This is a genomic window from Psychrobacter sp. FME6, from assembly GCF_014861365.1.
Taxonomy (GTDB): Bacteria; Pseudomonadota; Gammaproteobacteria; order Pseudomonadales; family Moraxellaceae; genus Psychrobacter.
Genome location: NZ_RRYW01000072.1, coordinates 1 through 15,488 on the forward strand (window position 1 = coordinate 1; position 15,488 = coordinate 15,488).

Here is a 15,488-nt window from a genome sequence, read left to right on the forward strand (position 1 = left end):
ACGTTTTACGACCCATTAAAGGACGTTTTACGACCCATTAAAGGACGTTTTACGATAATTAAGGGACAATTATGTTACTCTGTCTTTAAATAGATTTAATAAGGCAGATAGTCGTGTCAGGTAAGAATATAGTCTCGAAAGATAATGATCTAATAGGAGCAAGCTATCGACTAGGTGTCGCAGAGCAGCGTCTTATATTTCTAGCGATCATTGAGGTACGTGAACAAAACAAGTTTATCAATGTAGGCAAACCGCTACGCATATATGCAAAGAGCTATGAGCAGCAATTTAGTGTCGCAAAACATACCGCGTATGAAGCGATGAAGCGGGCAGTCAATGGTCTATACGAAGCAGGGTTTACTTATATCAAGGCAGATGAAACAAGCGGCAAACCAATCACTTATAAAAGCCGGTGGGTAGAAAAGATTGCTTATGCTGATGAATTAGGATGTGTAGAGCTGACCTTCTCAAGTGATATCATACCCCTTATTACACGCCTTGAAAGATGCTATACAGAATATGACCTAAAGCAGGTAAGCGCGCTACAAAGCGAGTATGCGATCCGGTTATATGAGCTTATGATCCAATGGCGGACAGTGGGCAAGACAAACAAAATGGCGCTTGATGATTTGCGTGCAAAATTAGGTGTAGAACCTGACCAATATACCGCAATGTCAGACTTCAAAAAGCGTGTACTTGACCTTGGTATCAAACAAATTAATGATCATACTGACATTACAGCCAGTTATGAGCAGCACAAAGAGGGGCGCAGGATTGTAGGGTTTACCTTTAAATTCAAAGCGAAAGCTAAGCCTAAGAAGGCTTTAGAATCAAGTCGAGATAGTGACACAGCAGATATGTTCACCATCGATGGGCTAAGCGATAAGCAGCTTGGGCGCATTGCCCGAAATCCGCAGTTTATCGCAGACTACAATCACATGGTTAGCTCAACGAGTCCAGCTGGTCAGAGCGAACAAGCGTGGGAGTTTGAGATGATTAATCGCTTGAAAAAAGACGCTTCACAGTTTAAAAAGCGCCCTGTTCGAGAGTATTTGGATTATTAAGTCTTCAAAAAACCAAAATATTGCGTATCATTAGGCTCAATCTTAATAACCGACACAACTAGGCGATCCATGAGTTCAGACTATCAGCATATCCGCGAGCAGCTACAATTAGTTATCCACGATTATAAAGATGCTGAGGGCTATGAGAGGGGGCAAAGTCAGAACTTTTGGACGCAAGTATTCAATGCTTACGGCGTAGCAGGTCAGACCCAGCTAAAAGCGTTTGAGCATCGTCTCAAAAAAGACAAGTCACAAAAGTACGTGGATGCCTTTATTCCAAAGCTTGTGATGATTGAGCAAAAAAGTCGCGGCGTTGATTTAAACAAAGCCTATAACCAAGTTAGCAAATACTATGAACGCCTAAGCAATGCTGACAAGCCGCGCTACATCGTGCTTTGCAACTTTGATGAGCTGTGGATCTTTGATCTTGATAACCCTTTAAACATCAAAGAGTATAAATGCGCTTTAACTGACTTACCTAAAAACGCTGAATGGCTAGGCTTTTTAGTGCCTAGCACTGAAATAATGGAGATCATCGAGGAAAACCCGATTAACCGTCAGGCAACCGAAATGGTGGCCAAACTGCATCAAGCTTTTATCAATGACGGTGTGGATGCGGACGAGCTGGCACTATTCTTAACGCGTCTGATATTCTGTTTCTTCGCTGATGATACTGGCATCTTTGGGCAAAACAACCTTTTGCATGGCTTACTTAAAAACCACGCAAACCCTGATGGTAGCAACCTCAACGAAGTATTTAGCACCCTATTTAATACACTAAACACTGAAAACCGATCAAGCCGTCTGCCACAGCACTACGCTGATTTTGCCTACATCAACGGCGATTTGTTCGCCGATACCATCAGCATCCCCTACTTTGATGAAAACCTGTATAACCTCGTTGTTGACTGTAATGGCCTTGATTGGAGCGAGATCAGCCCTGCTATTTTCGGTTCAATGTTCCAAAGCGTCCTTGATATAGATAGCACCGATAATAGCGATGACAAACGCCGCGAGTTCGGCGCTCACTACACCAGTGAGAAAAATATCTTAAAGGTCATCAATTCCTTATTTCTGCAAGACTTGCGTGACGAGTTCGCCAAGTGCGCCAAAGACAAGCCACGCGCAATCAGGCTTTACAACAAACTGCCCACGCTCAAGTTTTTTGACCCAGCTTGCGGCTGCGGTAACTTCCTTATCATCGCCTATCGAGAGCTACGCTTACTAGAAAACCAGTTGATTGCACAGATTTATGGTGATGAAAGGGGCTTACTCGATATTAGCAGTATGTGCCAAGTCACCGTGGATCAGTTCTATGGCATCGAGATTGAGCCACACGCCGCGCATATCGCAAGGGTGGCCATGTGGATTACCGATCACCAGTTAAACCAAGCCACCGCTGACCTGTTTGGCACAACGCGCCCCACAACGCCCATTGTGTACAGTCCACACATCACTGAGGGTAATGCCCTACAAATTGATTGGGAGAGCGTTCTAGCGGCAAATGAATGCGATTTTGTGATGGGTAATCCGCCGTTTATTGGTTATACCTATCAAAGTAAAGAGCAAAAAGCGGATATGGCGCATGTGGCAGGTGATATTAAGAAGTCTAAAACTTTAGATTACGTGGCTGGATGGTATATCAAAGCCATGCACTATATGCAGTTGGTCACAAAGCAGAGGCATCATGTCGAAACGGCGTTTGTATCGACCAATTCCATCGTTCAAGGTGAACATGTAGCGGTGTTATGGCAGTATTTGCTTGAAAACTGCGGTGGGTATATTAACTTTGCTCACCATACCTTTAGATGGACGAATGAGGGCAAAGGTGTAGCAGCGGTTCATTGCGTCATCGTTGGCTACTCGACACACGAGCGTCAAGAAAAAACCATTTTCAGTTATGACGATATAGCCGCCGATCCTATACCAAATAAAGCAAAGTTAATAAACGGATATTTGATAGGTTCGCCTATCGTTTTTTTTGATCGAAAAAACAAACAAGTATCTAATGAAAATATAATGGCGAAAGGTAGCCAGCCTACAGATGGTGGGAACTTGCTACTATCTAATGAGGAATACTTAGGGCTATTAGAAAAAGAGCCGCTAACCGAAAGGTATTTACGTCCCTTTATAGGTTCACAAGAATTTTTAAACGATGTTAAACGTTGGTGTTTGTGGTTCGATGGTGTCGATCCAATAGAGTTAAACAAGGATTTGGCACAGATGCCAAACGTCGTACAGCGGTTAGAAAACATCAAGGCAATGCGAAGTGACAGCACTAAAAAAGCCACGCAAAAGCTGGCTGCTACGCCCCACCTATTCAGTGAAATACGCCAACCATCTTCAGGGAGCTATCTTTTAATCCCTAGCGTATCATCAGAAAATAGAAAATACGTACCTATAGGCTTTTTTGATCATACAACGGTATGCAGCAACCTTGTTTTTAGCTTACCTCATGCAAGCTTATACCATTTTGGAACGCTATCTAGCAGTATGCACAACGCTTTTATGCGCTTAACAGCTGGGCGTATGAAAAGCGACTACCGATATTCAAATAGCATCGTTTATAACAACTTCCCCTACCCATTTATGGCAGAAGATGACGACAGCAAGGCGACCAAAGCGCGTGATGACATTGCCAAAGCCGCACAAGCGGTCTTAGACGCTCGTAAGCTCTATCAAGACGGTAGTGAAGACGCACCGACCTTAGCCAAGCTCTATAACACCTATATGATCGATCCTTACCCTGAGCTAACCAAAGCCCATACCGCGCTGGATAAGGCAGTAGATAAGGCGTATGGCTATAAAGGCAAAGGGGATGATGCGAGTCGCGTTGAGTTCTTGCTAAAGCAGATAGCTGAGGCTTAGAGCCACGATCTAAAAATCTTATTAAGCGCCACTGACCTTTAGTTAGCGATAACTAAAGGTTTTTTTGTGCCTGAAATTTAGTGATTTACGTATGAGAGAGAAGCGCGGAACACCCCTCAAAGCCTAGTAAAAAGGTCATTCATAATAGTCTTAGATGACAACTAAAAGCAGTGTTTTGCGCCAATACACGCAAATTCTATTTGTTTGTCTATATTCAAGCTCTTTAACATCGAACATCGGAACTCTGCCCCCTAAGATAGCGCAATCAATGTCAGTAAAATAAGAGTTATAACTGGGAGATCAACTATTTGCGGTGTATTACGTGCAATACACCGTGATTGACATCGAGTATCTATTGTTATTTTTAGATAATTAGCACCTGAACCGCCTCATTTAGTCCGATTTTCTGATGTTCAATAAAATATCAGTCGTAAGTTATTGAAAGACAATACCAACCACCTTCAATGTATAAAAGGAAAACCCTCATGAAAAATCTAGACACACTCTCCTTAGTTGTAGATATTTTGTTTTTGATCATAGAAATCATTAAATTATCTATAGAGGTAATACCGTTTTTCTAAGTAAGTATACCTATAAGCAAGCAATTAGGTACTTTCACTGGTTCAGTTCCCTAGTGAGGACTAGAATATTTGGCTGCAAGCTATTGGTAACAATAATCATAATTATTTATAGTAGCTCAGTGTACATAGCAGCATGATTTTGAACATAGAATGGTGATACCTTCAGTATAAGGACGTTTAGAATTACCTAAGCCTCAAAAGCAGCTTTCATTTTATCAACTGGTTTCACTAAATTAATTGCATATTTGCAATACTAAATAGTAAGCACTCTTATCTATTTGTATAAAAAACAACAAAAGAAGAGTGTTAAGATTGTATTTATAGGAAATCATGAGGGGTAATCTATGAAAAACGTTAAATTCATACTGCGAGCAATAGCAGCCTTTATTTTGATTGTTACACTAACATATATAGTTATAATTAAATTTAAATTAATGTCCCCCAGCATATCCTATAGCTTTTTTTAATGGACATACTTTTAAAGTTAAAGTGCCTCTAGGGGCTTTTTATGCCTATTATTCCAGCTTAGCGGTCAAGAAACGTCTAGCTAAACACGTAATTTACAGCGCAACAACATATCAGCGGACTTAAAAACGACTCAGAAACACTATAAACATTCATTGTACAGACGTTCTAATTACGTCCGTCTATATTGGATATATCAGCTTGAAATTTAATACTGCTGATAGCCTATTCATCAATAAAAAAAAGAAAAGATGGATGAGCTTGGTATAGATGCGCTGACTCACAGTGCAATAAATGGAAAAGGAAACCCATGATGGACAATCAAAATGTGAATGAACAGAGTATGGATGAAAATTACAAAGCCAATCAAAAAATGGATGATAACGATATGAATAAGCAGACACTAAAAGGCGAATGGAACCAACTCAAAGGCTCAGTAAAACAAAAATGGGCAGATTTAACAGATGACGATCTCACCCATATCGAAGGTGACCGTGACAAATTAGTCGGACGTGTCCAAGAGCGTTATGGTCAATCAAAAGAAGACGCTGAACGCGATGTAGATGAGTGGCGTAACCAAAATAAATATTGATTATTTTATCTTTAATAGTCATATCCTTAAAATGCAAAAAAGCCCGTGGCGATGGTCACGGGCTTTTTTAGGACGAGACAAGACTTAATCCTTTAGCGGTGTGTTATTGGTTTCGATACTTCGTAGTGGCTTAATACGATAGTTAGGATAACGTTGGAAATTGATAAATTTTTGCGTAAATCAACGTACTAATAAATATGCCTAACCCGCTCAGCCAAATCATGTATACATGAGAAATTGGCCATTTGACTTTCCATATGATTTTATTTTCTGCGCTTAGCCACTCTGTAATACTGATACCAAGCGTCAACCAAAATGCACCTGCTAGATAACCGCCCAGTACATCGCTTAAATAATGCTGATTCAATACAACTCTACTCCATCCGATCAATATGATAAAAAAAATCGATATTGTAAGTACACGAATTTTTTGAACAGAATTTTGGTTAAATCGAATTAATAGGTAAGCGATAAACCCATATAACGCCATAGCAGTCGTCGCATGACCACTTGGAAACGAATAAGTTTGCACGACTAATAAGCTATTAGCAGGTCTTTCACGCTGTAATAAATCTTTCATCAAAGAAGTAAAGATAGTACTGCCTAAAGTAGCAATCAATAATCCTACAATTATATAGCGTTGCTGCTTCACCCAGCAATTCACAGCAGCAAACAAAACCGCCAAAACATAGATAGGTGTAGATGCAAAGCTGGTTATCAGGATGAAAAAATCAATAATATTGGAATCACGCAGTAAGCTCATCTGCGCCGATATAAAATAATCGATGGAAACAATAGGATTCAACGTAGCCACAGCTTTAGCCAGCGCAATGAATAACACTAATATGCAACCTATCACCACACATAAAGATGTCAGTGACAGCCCATAAAAACCCCGTAAACAAAACCGCCGAGACATTATCACATACAGCTTGGGATACTTACCTTTGAATTGAATGACACGTTTATTTTTTGCAAGATTCCGTTTTGTCCTCACCCAACAGCGGATTGCTTGGATAAAAAGGAGCTGACCATAACGAATAACCACGTACTGAAAAACCAATAAAACAGTGATAACCAGAAAGATCAGAAAACCTAAGGTGAACAATGGCTGATTTTCTGATATTAAAGATATCATTATTAAACCTTTTCCAAGAGTATTCTGAATCCTGAGTAATTACTTTCTAGTTAAAGATCTGGATAGAACCTCTGTTCAAGTTACTAAGCCTTAGTTATTAAACAATAGTGAGTGACGCTACACTCAACAATGAAATAATCCAGTTATAGCAATAGATGATTTTAATTTGCTATTAGGCATAGCTGTTTGTCTCAAGTAAATCAACCGCCTATATATTCGGAGCGATTCAAGCTTATAACGACCTTACAGAAACTCTTTAATATTTAATGGATTGTGCGCTTTCTCATACTTACTGTAATCCATCTGCTGATGTTTGATCTAAGTTCGAGTTGTTTTCATTGACAGTAACCGTATCATCAGCCTTTTGGTCATTTTCTACACTACCACTACTAGAATAGTATGCTGTCCCTCCCGCACCTTCTCCATCCTCTGTAGAAGTAGGGATTTGATCTTCAGCCTCGCTCGCTGTTTGCACAGGTGTCATTTCGCTAGACTCCGTATTAGTAGCCGGCTCTTCTGTCTCATTGCTGCAAGCGCTGAGACCAAATAAACTCACCAAAAATACTATCCATAATTTATTTTGAAGCGACTTAGTAGCTACTGATGTTTTCATTTTAATATCCTTATTATAGTTAAGACCGAAAGATTTAGAAAAACTCTAGAAAACGATCATAGAATCATTGAACTGAGCTAATTTAAATACTAACGCAGACCATTATTATTTATTGTTGTCATTTTTTTTAAAATTAAAATAACTCTCAACTAACAAGTCAAACTTAACAGACAGATTTAATGTTTTCACGTGGTGAAAGGTAAGAGTTTGTTAGCTTGTGTGCCATATATTTTTTTAAAGAACATATGGTTCTTACGAACACCTAGAGTTTAAAGTCATAGTACAATCGCCATTGGGTGATATGGGAAAGCCATTTCCAATTCTCCACATGGCACTATAAATTTAGCTATACGGTGTATACCAAGGAAAAACAAAATGGATTAGATAAGTATTTTTATTTATGACACTACATGGGCTTTTGCGATAGAAATAGTTATACGTACCACCATTATGTTTTGCTTGATCATTTTGTTATTACGAAATACAGGCAAGCGCGGTATCCGCCAACTCTCAATTTTCGAATTAACTATAATTTTGGCACTTGGCTCTATCGCTGGTGATCCAATGTTTACAGAGGATTTACCACTTATCCAAGCGGTGCTCATCATGAGCCTTGTCCTTTTTCTCTATAGACTTTTTACGTGGTTCAGCACAAAACTTAAGCTTTTTGAGCTGTTATTAGAAGGCAAACCTACTTATATCGTAGAAAATGGCATGTTGATAATTGAAGATGTCAAGAAAGGTAAAATGTCGCACGACGAATTCTTTACTGAAATGCGTCAACAAGGCGTGCGTCACTTAGGACAAGTGGAAGTAGGGTTGCTCGAAACAGATGGTGAGTTTAGTGTCTTGTTATTTCCACACGAGGACACCCAATATGGGCTACCCATTTTCCCTAAAGAGTTTCAGGCAACAAAAACCATAGAGGATGGTCATCTCTATGCCTGTATGCATTGCGGTTATGTGGACTATATTTCAGCGCCAAATGAAGAATGCAATCGTTGTCATCATTCAAGAGGGTGGGCTAAAGCTCTAAATAATAAGATCGTAAACTGATCATTAATGGTTATTTACAACGTCAATAATGCTCTTACAAATAAGACTATTGATGCTGCGTAGCTTTTGCTCAGGCGCACCTTGACAGACGCTGCGAAAATCATAAAGCTCATCTTTATAACCAATGCAATAAAAAAACGTACCGACAGGCTTATCCTTAGTTTCAGAGCCTCCAGACTTTAATAGTCCTGTACAAGCCACATATAAGTCGGCTTCAAACATGGTCTTAGATTTATTAACCAATTCTTGGGTGACTTCTAAGGACTCAGGCGTATACTCAGCAATTAATTGACTCGATATATTTAACACGTTCTTTTTTATCGCAACGTCATAACATACCAAGCCGCCCATTAATATATCGCCTGAATAAGGACTCATAGAAAAGCGATGTGCTAGATAGCCCGCGGTCGCGCTTTCAATAAAGATTATGGTCAATTGCTTATCTGCCAACAACTTAGCACAGCTATCAGTCACAACGCCCTCCATACTAATATTAGATCAATTAAGGCTATTACAGTACCTTCCTATTTAAGATTCAATTCATGTAGTGGTGAATTTGCGTAACAGTATTTTTTAATTAGGTTTGCACTAGTAAAGGTAGAATAGATAACAGTTCAGTTCCTGTAGTCTGGTTATATTAGAGCATACCCCAACAGAACCACCAAAACCGACCGAATAAGCACCATTAGCACCACATAAAACAGACTGCTATAATGAAACCACTTATAACAGTCTGTGAGATCTATTGTGCTGATCCGAGCCTACCTTCGCGCCTCAACCAAACAGCAGGACGCAAGCCGCGCCAAAGCTGAGCTTACCGCCTTTGCTAAAGAGCATGGCCACAAGATTGCAGCCTTCTACGTTGAGAATGAATCAGGAGCGACGCTCACGCGCCCACAGCTGATGACACTCATTGATGAAGCATCTGAGGGCGATATTATCCTAGTTGAGCAAATAGACCGTCTTGCACGGCTTAATCAGGCTGATTGGGATACCTTAAAGCAAATGTTATCAGATAAAAAACTGGCTATCGTCTCAAAAGAGCTACCCACCTCGTTTATGGCGTTCCAATCAGACAAAAGCAGCGAATTTATGAGCAGTATCTTACAAGCTATCAATTCGATGATGCTTGATATGCTCGCTGCCATTGCCCGTAAAGACTATGAAGACCGCCGCCACCGTCAAATGCAAGGTATCGCCAAAGCTAAGGCTGAAGGCAAATATAAGGGTCGCGGTAAAGATGTTAAAAAGCGCAAGGTAATTGCTAGTCTCTTAAATTCTGGTCTCAGCTATAGTGACATTCAAAAGACTACTGATTGCTCCCGTCATCTGATCGCTAGTGTGTCAAAAGAGCTTAAAGAAGGTGACAGTAGCTTCTAGAGCCAGTGTAACTATCTGGGTTTATCGTTTAATAATGAGACTACGTTTTGGTGTGAGCATAACCACTGAGCAGTATCACAGCAGCGATACCCAATTAATTTTATGATCACCTCATAATCCTTATTAAGATCCCTTCTAAAAATCGGCTCATGGTGGGCAATACGATTTCTGAGCCGTCTGATCTTTTCCAAATCGTTATAGATCTCACTTCTCAACGCCGCAATGTCGCTATAACTAGGCGCATAGGGAAAAGTATCCCTAAGATAAGGTAACCACAGCTGATCATCATGACGACTTGTGAACATCTTTTGCCAAAACACAAAATTTAGCTCAGGAATAACTTTGTTCACATCGGACACTTTATCTCGTGCTTTCTGCACGTTGTTTCTAGGGTTGTAGCCATGTCTAGGATTGGGTAGGGTATTTATGAAACCAGTCTCCCAAGGCCACTGGTTACCATGTTGCTTAAACAATACCTCTGAAACGGCATTTCTGATAGTCACCTCGCAAATATGTAAACAAGGAAAAAATGCACCTGATATATTGGCATTCCATTGATACAGTTCTAGAGCCTCATCTAGAGTAACTGTATATTTTTCATAAGTAGATAATCTTGGCTGTGACAAGGTACTCCTGATCACATCAGCGTTAAGCATTGAATTCATACTGATAAAGCCTTATAATTGAATTGTGAGCTAGGGGTATCGTAGGTTAACACCTCCCCCCTAGACGATTGCGAAAACCCTGCCTGTGTGCAGGGTTTTCTTTTTTGACCTGAAAAGAACCTCCACCGCACACAAAAAGCGCTGTTATCTGATTTAGGCTTATCCACTGTCAAATTTTGCCGAGTCTTTTACGTCTATAATATGTGCTTTCTGATATTCCCAACTCTTCCCAAGGTTTTAATGTCTGTTCTGAAGTTGGATCAGGCTTGCGTTTAGACACTTTGCCGCCTTTATTGCCCTTAATCGCTTGACGATGTATAAACTCATGATAGTGGTAGCTGTCACGATTCCAGCAGTATTTGGCAATGCTTTTGGCAGTTGCTTTGATCTCTGAGTAGGGTAGTGGCTCAGGAAACGCCATATTGACGCTCAGAGCGTGTTTAAGCACTGAGTTATACCATTGCTCCCATTGCTTGCCTCGATGCTCTCTGACGGCTTTATACGCCCAATGACGTACGATATCAAATAGAGTGCAGTTGCGACCAAGGCCGCTTTGCTTCTCGGTGGTGTTCAAAGCGCGTAGCTCGATAAATTCAGCTAAATAGTCCAGCTTATATTTTTCATCCGTCCACACCTCAGTACGCCAATGCTCATGTAGCGGGTTTTTGGTGATGAAATTGCTGTACCCTGAATCGGCTCGGGTGACTCTGATCAGTCCTGCTTGTATGGCGGCTAGGTATTTTAGGGCTTTGATACTGCCGTTTTCACTGGTGCAAACAGGTTTTTCTAGCTCATAGACGATATGCGCGTGACCATTCACAGGGTTTTGGGTCGTCCAGCGCGGCGGCGGCAGGTATTCTTCAGCCCAGCGCATTGCGCCATGTGGATGATCAATATCTAAACCGATAAAGTGGGTCATGCAGGGCGGATTGTGCTGGATGTAGCGCTTTTTAACAGCGATCTGTTTTGGCTGGATACTAAGAGTGCCTAAATCATCAGTGCAATAAGGCTTGTAGGGCAGGGTTGGGTATAACTCAGGTAGCAGTAACATAACGCACACTTGTATTAGTGTGCCTGCTGATATAAAATATAGGTACGATTTTTGGGTTTTATATCTGCTGACACGGATTAAAATTCAATCAACCCCTAGTGTTGGTAGCACTGGGGGTTAATCATTTCTAGGGTTTGAGTTTACGCGCTCGTTATCTCAACGTCAAACAGCCAACGACACTTATCAGCTGCAATCATTGATCAGTTTCTAACGGTACGACACTGCCGCGAGTGGCATCTGACCAGTCACTAATCTCCGAAATATCCGATAAATCAATATCATCATCACTGAGCGTAGCTAAATGCTCTAAGTCGGCTTGCTGCTTGGCTGTTAGACGCGGCAACTCCTCTAGGCGATAGCTAACCTTGTTCATATTGTCTCCTTTAGCTCTCATAGCTCACTCTACACCATTTAAGGCATCAAAATCCCTTGTATCAGCAGATACAAGGGAACTGATAAACAAGTGCGCTATGGGGCAGCATTTAATATTGCATAAATAAGCACTTATTTATGCATATTTATGCTTTTTATAGGCATATGTATTTGTTTTAATTAACTTTTTTATGAAAATTATACATACTTGTTAGTTGCACATATCTGTGAAGATAAGCCATAGTTTTTCATCCATTTAAGTATTTAGAGAATGAGCTACAGACCAGTCATGGCAAGAGGTTAGGTAAATTATCCATTAGCTGAAACTCTATTTATTAAAAAAAATAGTTATGCACGAATAAATGCTTAAAACACTAAAATATTAGTCTTTTTTTACCCTCCTTAGTTTTGCATAACTTCGTGGTAAGTAGGCTACAGACCTTTATTTTTATGACTTTTAGAGAAACAAGTATTCTATACGCCTATGCACAATTAAATGCTTCCCCACATCCTATACAGAAATAATTTAGATAATCAAAGCGAGTCTATCAACACCCACTTACCTTCATTATAATCAATCGCTCTGCTGTAATACCCTACCCTGCCAAACTCCATTAACACCCTACCTTTCCTCGGTACGGTGATTTCGTCTGTCTCGACCGTTTGACTTGAATAGTAAGACCCCCAAGACTTCATAAAATGGCGACCCATTAAAGCATCACAGTAGGTACAAGAGTTAGCAATATAGCTGCTATCTACCGTTTTGCTGTATCGGCTTCTTAATGGCGCGAAGTTATAACGCTGAGCAAAGCTATTATTAATAAGCTCTATTGTCCTACTATCACATTCATCAACGTCTTGGCTGATACTGCTATAGCTATTCTCAATACCATAAAGCGTATTTTTAAACCTAGCTTTCACAACGGTATTGGTCACTCTCTTGCAAGACCAACACTGCATTCTGACGATATCTAGCGTGAGTTTGGAGGTATCGCTATATGTTCGGTAAAATTGTATCTTGCTTGATACCAGTTTCTCGACAAAATCATTTAGCTCTAACTCGGTTTGCTCTAATGGATCAGGGTTTAACCGCTCCTCTGACGCGGCTTTACAAACGTTATAGACCTTGTATGCGCTGTCAGACTCTTTTTGATTTCTGTAGATTGAGAATACCGGCACACTTTTTGTTCTGTGCAAAAAGTCACCCACTATAGCGTCCCTGTCTTTCACTGAGCCACTTCTCAGCAGCCATGCACACCTGACACCTGAGTCCTTATAAATTTGCTGTCTGCGCTTTGTTTCAACGAAGCTTTGACGACTCCACTGAACCTCAATAGCAATCTTAAACTTGTCCTTTTCAGCGTATATATCGGCTATCCATACATCGCCTTGACTAGATACCCCTCGTTTTTCAACCTCAACGCTCCAGCCGCATTCAAATAATTTTTTGCTGACTAAATATTTGATATGGATATGCTCAGGAGTCTCACCACCAGTAGAGCAATCATTGGTTTTAGGCTTAACCTTATGAGCAAAAAATTGTGTGCCAAGTTTGCTTGTTTTTAAAATCGCTCGACTGCCGCAGCAGGTCATTTTAAAGGTAGAATCCTTATCTTCTTTGAGTGCGATCCAGTCCGCTAAGCCATACTCAAAGCTATAAATTGTCTTATCGTTTTTCACACAAGAGAACGCCACGTTTATCCCTCAACTGATCAATTTGAGCCACTCCCTGACTAAGCACCTATAATTTTACTGTTGGTTTTTGCGACTCCAGCCTTTGATGGTCTTACTCTCATAACCTCTTACCTTGGCAAGCTCTACTGCCAAACGATTAACGAATTTTAGCTTACTGGTCATATTATCTTCCTCGTTCATATCTTCAGCATATCTCTCTATTGTCTCGCACGATACGCCTTCAGAAAGGCAGATATTCGACATAAGATCTATTTGAGTATCAAGTTGAGAATTTGCGTTTTCTGTCTGACTTTTTAAGGCTTTAATCTCTGCATCTTTGGCTTTTAACGCCTCATTTCTAGCCGCCAGTACCGCCGTTTGATAGCTGTTTTCTGCTCTGTCATAAAGATCACTAACTTCTGTAATAACGCCTTGAGTGATTAAGGATTCTACATAGCTGGTGAGCGTATTTGGCGCATTTTTGCATAAAAAGTCATGTAAATCTGCGTCAATTCTAATATTGAGTTTTTTACGATTTTGCATCAGTTTTAAAATCCGTTTGTGGTACAAGATAAGCCTTTATTATAAAGGCTCTTAGGAGAAAAAAAACATAATTTGTGGTACTATACACCCTTCATTTGTCCTACACGTAAGCCCTTACGCTGTATGGCTTTGCGCGTTTGCAACCAGTTGCGTGGTGTGTGTATCTATATTCTGCCGTCGGCACGACAGGCTTTTTAGCCAGTTTTGCTTAACTTGCCAAATATGGCTATCAAAATTATTTTGCTGCGGATTTTGTGATTTTTTTAGGCGGTTTGGCTGGAAGGCGGCTCTATATTTTGCTGATATGAAACATCACAAGCAAAAATTAGAGTGATGATGGTGGCAGATTTTATTTGGAGAACCTTGTGAGCTGTTTTACAAAATTGTGGGAGCAGCTGGTAATGATAAATTTTTTGAATTTAAGAATACGCCTAAGCTGCTGCTTAGACGCTTTTGATGATTATTTGTGTTTTGCTTAAACGATCAGCTAATACCAATAGCCATAAATTTCATCTGTGGCTGCTTTGATAAGTGCGCGATAAGATCCTGATTGTCACTAACTAAAAGTCGTCTTATGGACTGCGACCAACTAAACCCTATCCAAAAATACCCCATTTTCGACGGCGGTAGCCTATCCTGCAATCCTAAAAATATCCTCTACCACCTCCATTTTTCTATTTAGGCTCAACTTACCAGCCTCATTAAAATGACTTTAAAACTGATACGTTCATTTGGTTTCATATACATTCAAATAGTTTCATTAGCGTTCAAAAATTTGTTTTAAAAGGCTGTAATACGTTCAAATAGTTTCAAATACATTCATTTGGTTTCATTGGCGTTCAAAGGTACTATAGGAGCTACCAATGATGATCAATCAACCATACAGGAAACATTATGGCAAAGAGTAAGCTGACGAAAAACGCTATCCGCTTCATTATCCAGAAACGAGAAGATTGGTATGTTAACTACACTTTTGACGACATTGCTAAGTTATTAAAACAAGAGTTTGATATCAGCATTACTGAACAAGGTGTTAGTAAGAGTTATCGTAAGCATAAAGATGATAAGTATTTTCAAAGTGGGCGGCTTGTAGCTAATAACAATGATACTGAGGTTATGTCAAAAAAAGAGAAGTATGAACGTAGGGTTAGATCGCTTTGTGCAGATAATTCTGTGTCTGAACCTTATTTAGATGATAGTGACCAGCGTGATTTTGATGAGAATGCAGGTAAAAATTATAATGTGAACGAATTTTTCTTGAAGTAGATTTTATTAAATAAAAAATAAAAAAAGGTTTTTAATGTTTTTAAAGCTTTTAAAAGCTTTTACGTCCGCTGTAAGCCACGTTATTAAAGGGTTTCAAAGTCAATAAAAGGACGTTTTACGACCCATTAAAGGACGTTTTACGACCCATTAAAGGACGTTT

General features: G+C 39.9%; 14 protein-coding genes. 6 read left to right on the forward strand and 8 right to left on the reverse strand.

Annotated elements, in window-relative coordinates; genetic code table 11:
• Nucleotides 1-113 precede the first annotated feature (113 nt).
• The 3 genes from repM to EI162_RS10430 all read left to right on the forward strand — a co-directional run bounded on the left by repM (nt 114) and on the right by EI162_RS10430 (nt 5,570).
• On the forward strand, nt 114-1,064 hold the full coding sequence (gene repM, locus EI162_RS10420; RefSeq protein WP_192524296.1) for a replication initiation protein RepM: 951 nt from the start codon (nt 114-116) through the stop codon (nt 1,062-1,064).
• A gap of 69 nt (nt 1,065-1,133) precedes the next feature.
• Nucleotides 1,134-3,932, forward strand: coding sequence for a DNA methyltransferase (locus tag EI162_RS10425; RefSeq protein WP_192524297.1), 2,799 nt, complete (start codon nt 1,134-1,136; stop codon nt 3,930-3,932).
• 1,356 nt (nt 3,933-5,288) lie between these two features.
• Nucleotides 5,289-5,570 carry a CsbD family protein gene (locus EI162_RS10430; protein WP_413038385.1) on the forward strand — a complete coding sequence of 94 codons (282 nt, stop codon included), beginning with the start codon at nt 5,289-5,291 and terminating at the stop codon, nt 5,568-5,570.
• Nucleotides 5,571-5,712: 142 nt separating this feature from the next.
• On the opposite strand, the gene EI162_RS10435 is transcribed toward EI162_RS10430, so the two are convergent.
• Nucleotides 5,713-6,708, reverse strand: a complete 996-nt coding sequence (locus EI162_RS10435; protein ID WP_192524298.1) for a phosphatase PAP2 family protein — start codon at nt 6,706-6,708, stop codon at nt 5,713-5,715.
• 289 nt (nt 6,709-6,997) lie between these two features.
• A complete protein-coding gene (locus EI162_RS10440; RefSeq protein ID WP_318779315.1) occupies nt 6,998-7,264 on the reverse strand; it encodes a hypothetical protein in 267 nt (88 codons plus the stop codon).
• A gap of 441 nt (nt 7,265-7,705) precedes the next feature.
• Here EI162_RS10440 and EI162_RS10445 point away from each other — a divergent pair, with 441 nt between their 5' ends.
• Nucleotides 7,706-8,377 carry a DUF421 domain-containing protein gene (locus EI162_RS10445; RefSeq protein ID WP_288998471.1) on the forward strand — a complete coding sequence of 224 codons (672 nt, stop codon included), beginning with the start codon at nt 7,706-7,708 and terminating at the stop codon, nt 8,375-8,377.
• Between the two features lie 3 nt (nt 8,378-8,380).
• Here EI162_RS10445 and EI162_RS10450 read toward each other — a convergent pair whose 3' ends face one another.
• Entirely contained in the window at nt 8,381-8,851 is a 471-nt protein-coding gene (locus EI162_RS10450) for a CinA family protein (protein WP_288998411.1), read from the reverse strand.
• A 273-nt stretch (nt 8,852-9,124) separates the two neighbouring features.
• Between EI162_RS10450 and EI162_RS10455 the strand changes: the two genes are divergently transcribed.
• On the forward strand, nt 9,125-9,757 hold the full coding sequence (locus EI162_RS10455) for a recombinase family protein (RefSeq protein WP_192524301.1): 633 nt from the start codon (nt 9,125-9,127) through the stop codon (nt 9,755-9,757).
• Nucleotides 9,758-9,768: 11 nt separating this feature from the next.
• Here the strand turns inward: EI162_RS10455 and EI162_RS10460 are convergent, their stop codons facing one another.
• The 5 genes from EI162_RS10460 to EI162_RS10480 form a co-directional block, all read right to left on the reverse strand.
• Nucleotides 9,769-10,422 (reverse strand): Abi family protein, encoded by a 654-nt coding sequence (locus EI162_RS10460; protein ID WP_225736966.1) that lies wholly within the window; start codon nt 10,420-10,422, stop codon nt 9,769-9,771.
• A 169-nt stretch (nt 10,423-10,591) separates the two neighbouring features.
• Nucleotides 10,592-11,473 carry a replication initiation protein gene (locus tag EI162_RS10465; protein ID WP_192524302.1) on the reverse strand — a complete coding sequence of 294 codons (882 nt, stop codon included), beginning with the start codon at nt 11,471-11,473 and terminating at the stop codon, nt 10,592-10,594.
• A gap of 193 nt (nt 11,474-11,666) precedes the next feature.
• Nucleotides 11,667-11,846 (reverse strand): hypothetical protein, encoded by a 180-nt coding sequence (locus EI162_RS10470; protein ID WP_192524303.1) that lies wholly within the window; start codon nt 11,844-11,846, stop codon nt 11,667-11,669.
• Nucleotides 11,847-12,379: 533 nt separating this feature from the next.
• Entirely contained in the window at nt 12,380-13,525 is a 1,146-nt protein-coding gene (locus tag EI162_RS10475) for a competence protein CoiA family protein (protein WP_192524304.1), read from the reverse strand.
• 69 nt (nt 13,526-13,594) lie between these two features.
• Nucleotides 13,595-14,062 carry a hypothetical protein gene (locus EI162_RS10480; protein WP_192524305.1) on the reverse strand — a complete coding sequence of 156 codons (468 nt, stop codon included), beginning with the start codon at nt 14,060-14,062 and terminating at the stop codon, nt 13,595-13,597.
• Between the two features lie 894 nt (nt 14,063-14,956).
• On the opposite strand from EI162_RS10480, the gene EI162_RS10485 reads away from it, so the two are divergent.
• Nucleotides 14,957-15,328 carry a hypothetical protein gene (locus EI162_RS10485; RefSeq protein ID WP_192524306.1) on the forward strand — a complete coding sequence of 124 codons (372 nt, stop codon included), beginning with the start codon at nt 14,957-14,959 and terminating at the stop codon, nt 15,326-15,328.
• Nucleotides 15,329-15,488 lie beyond the last annotated feature (160 nt).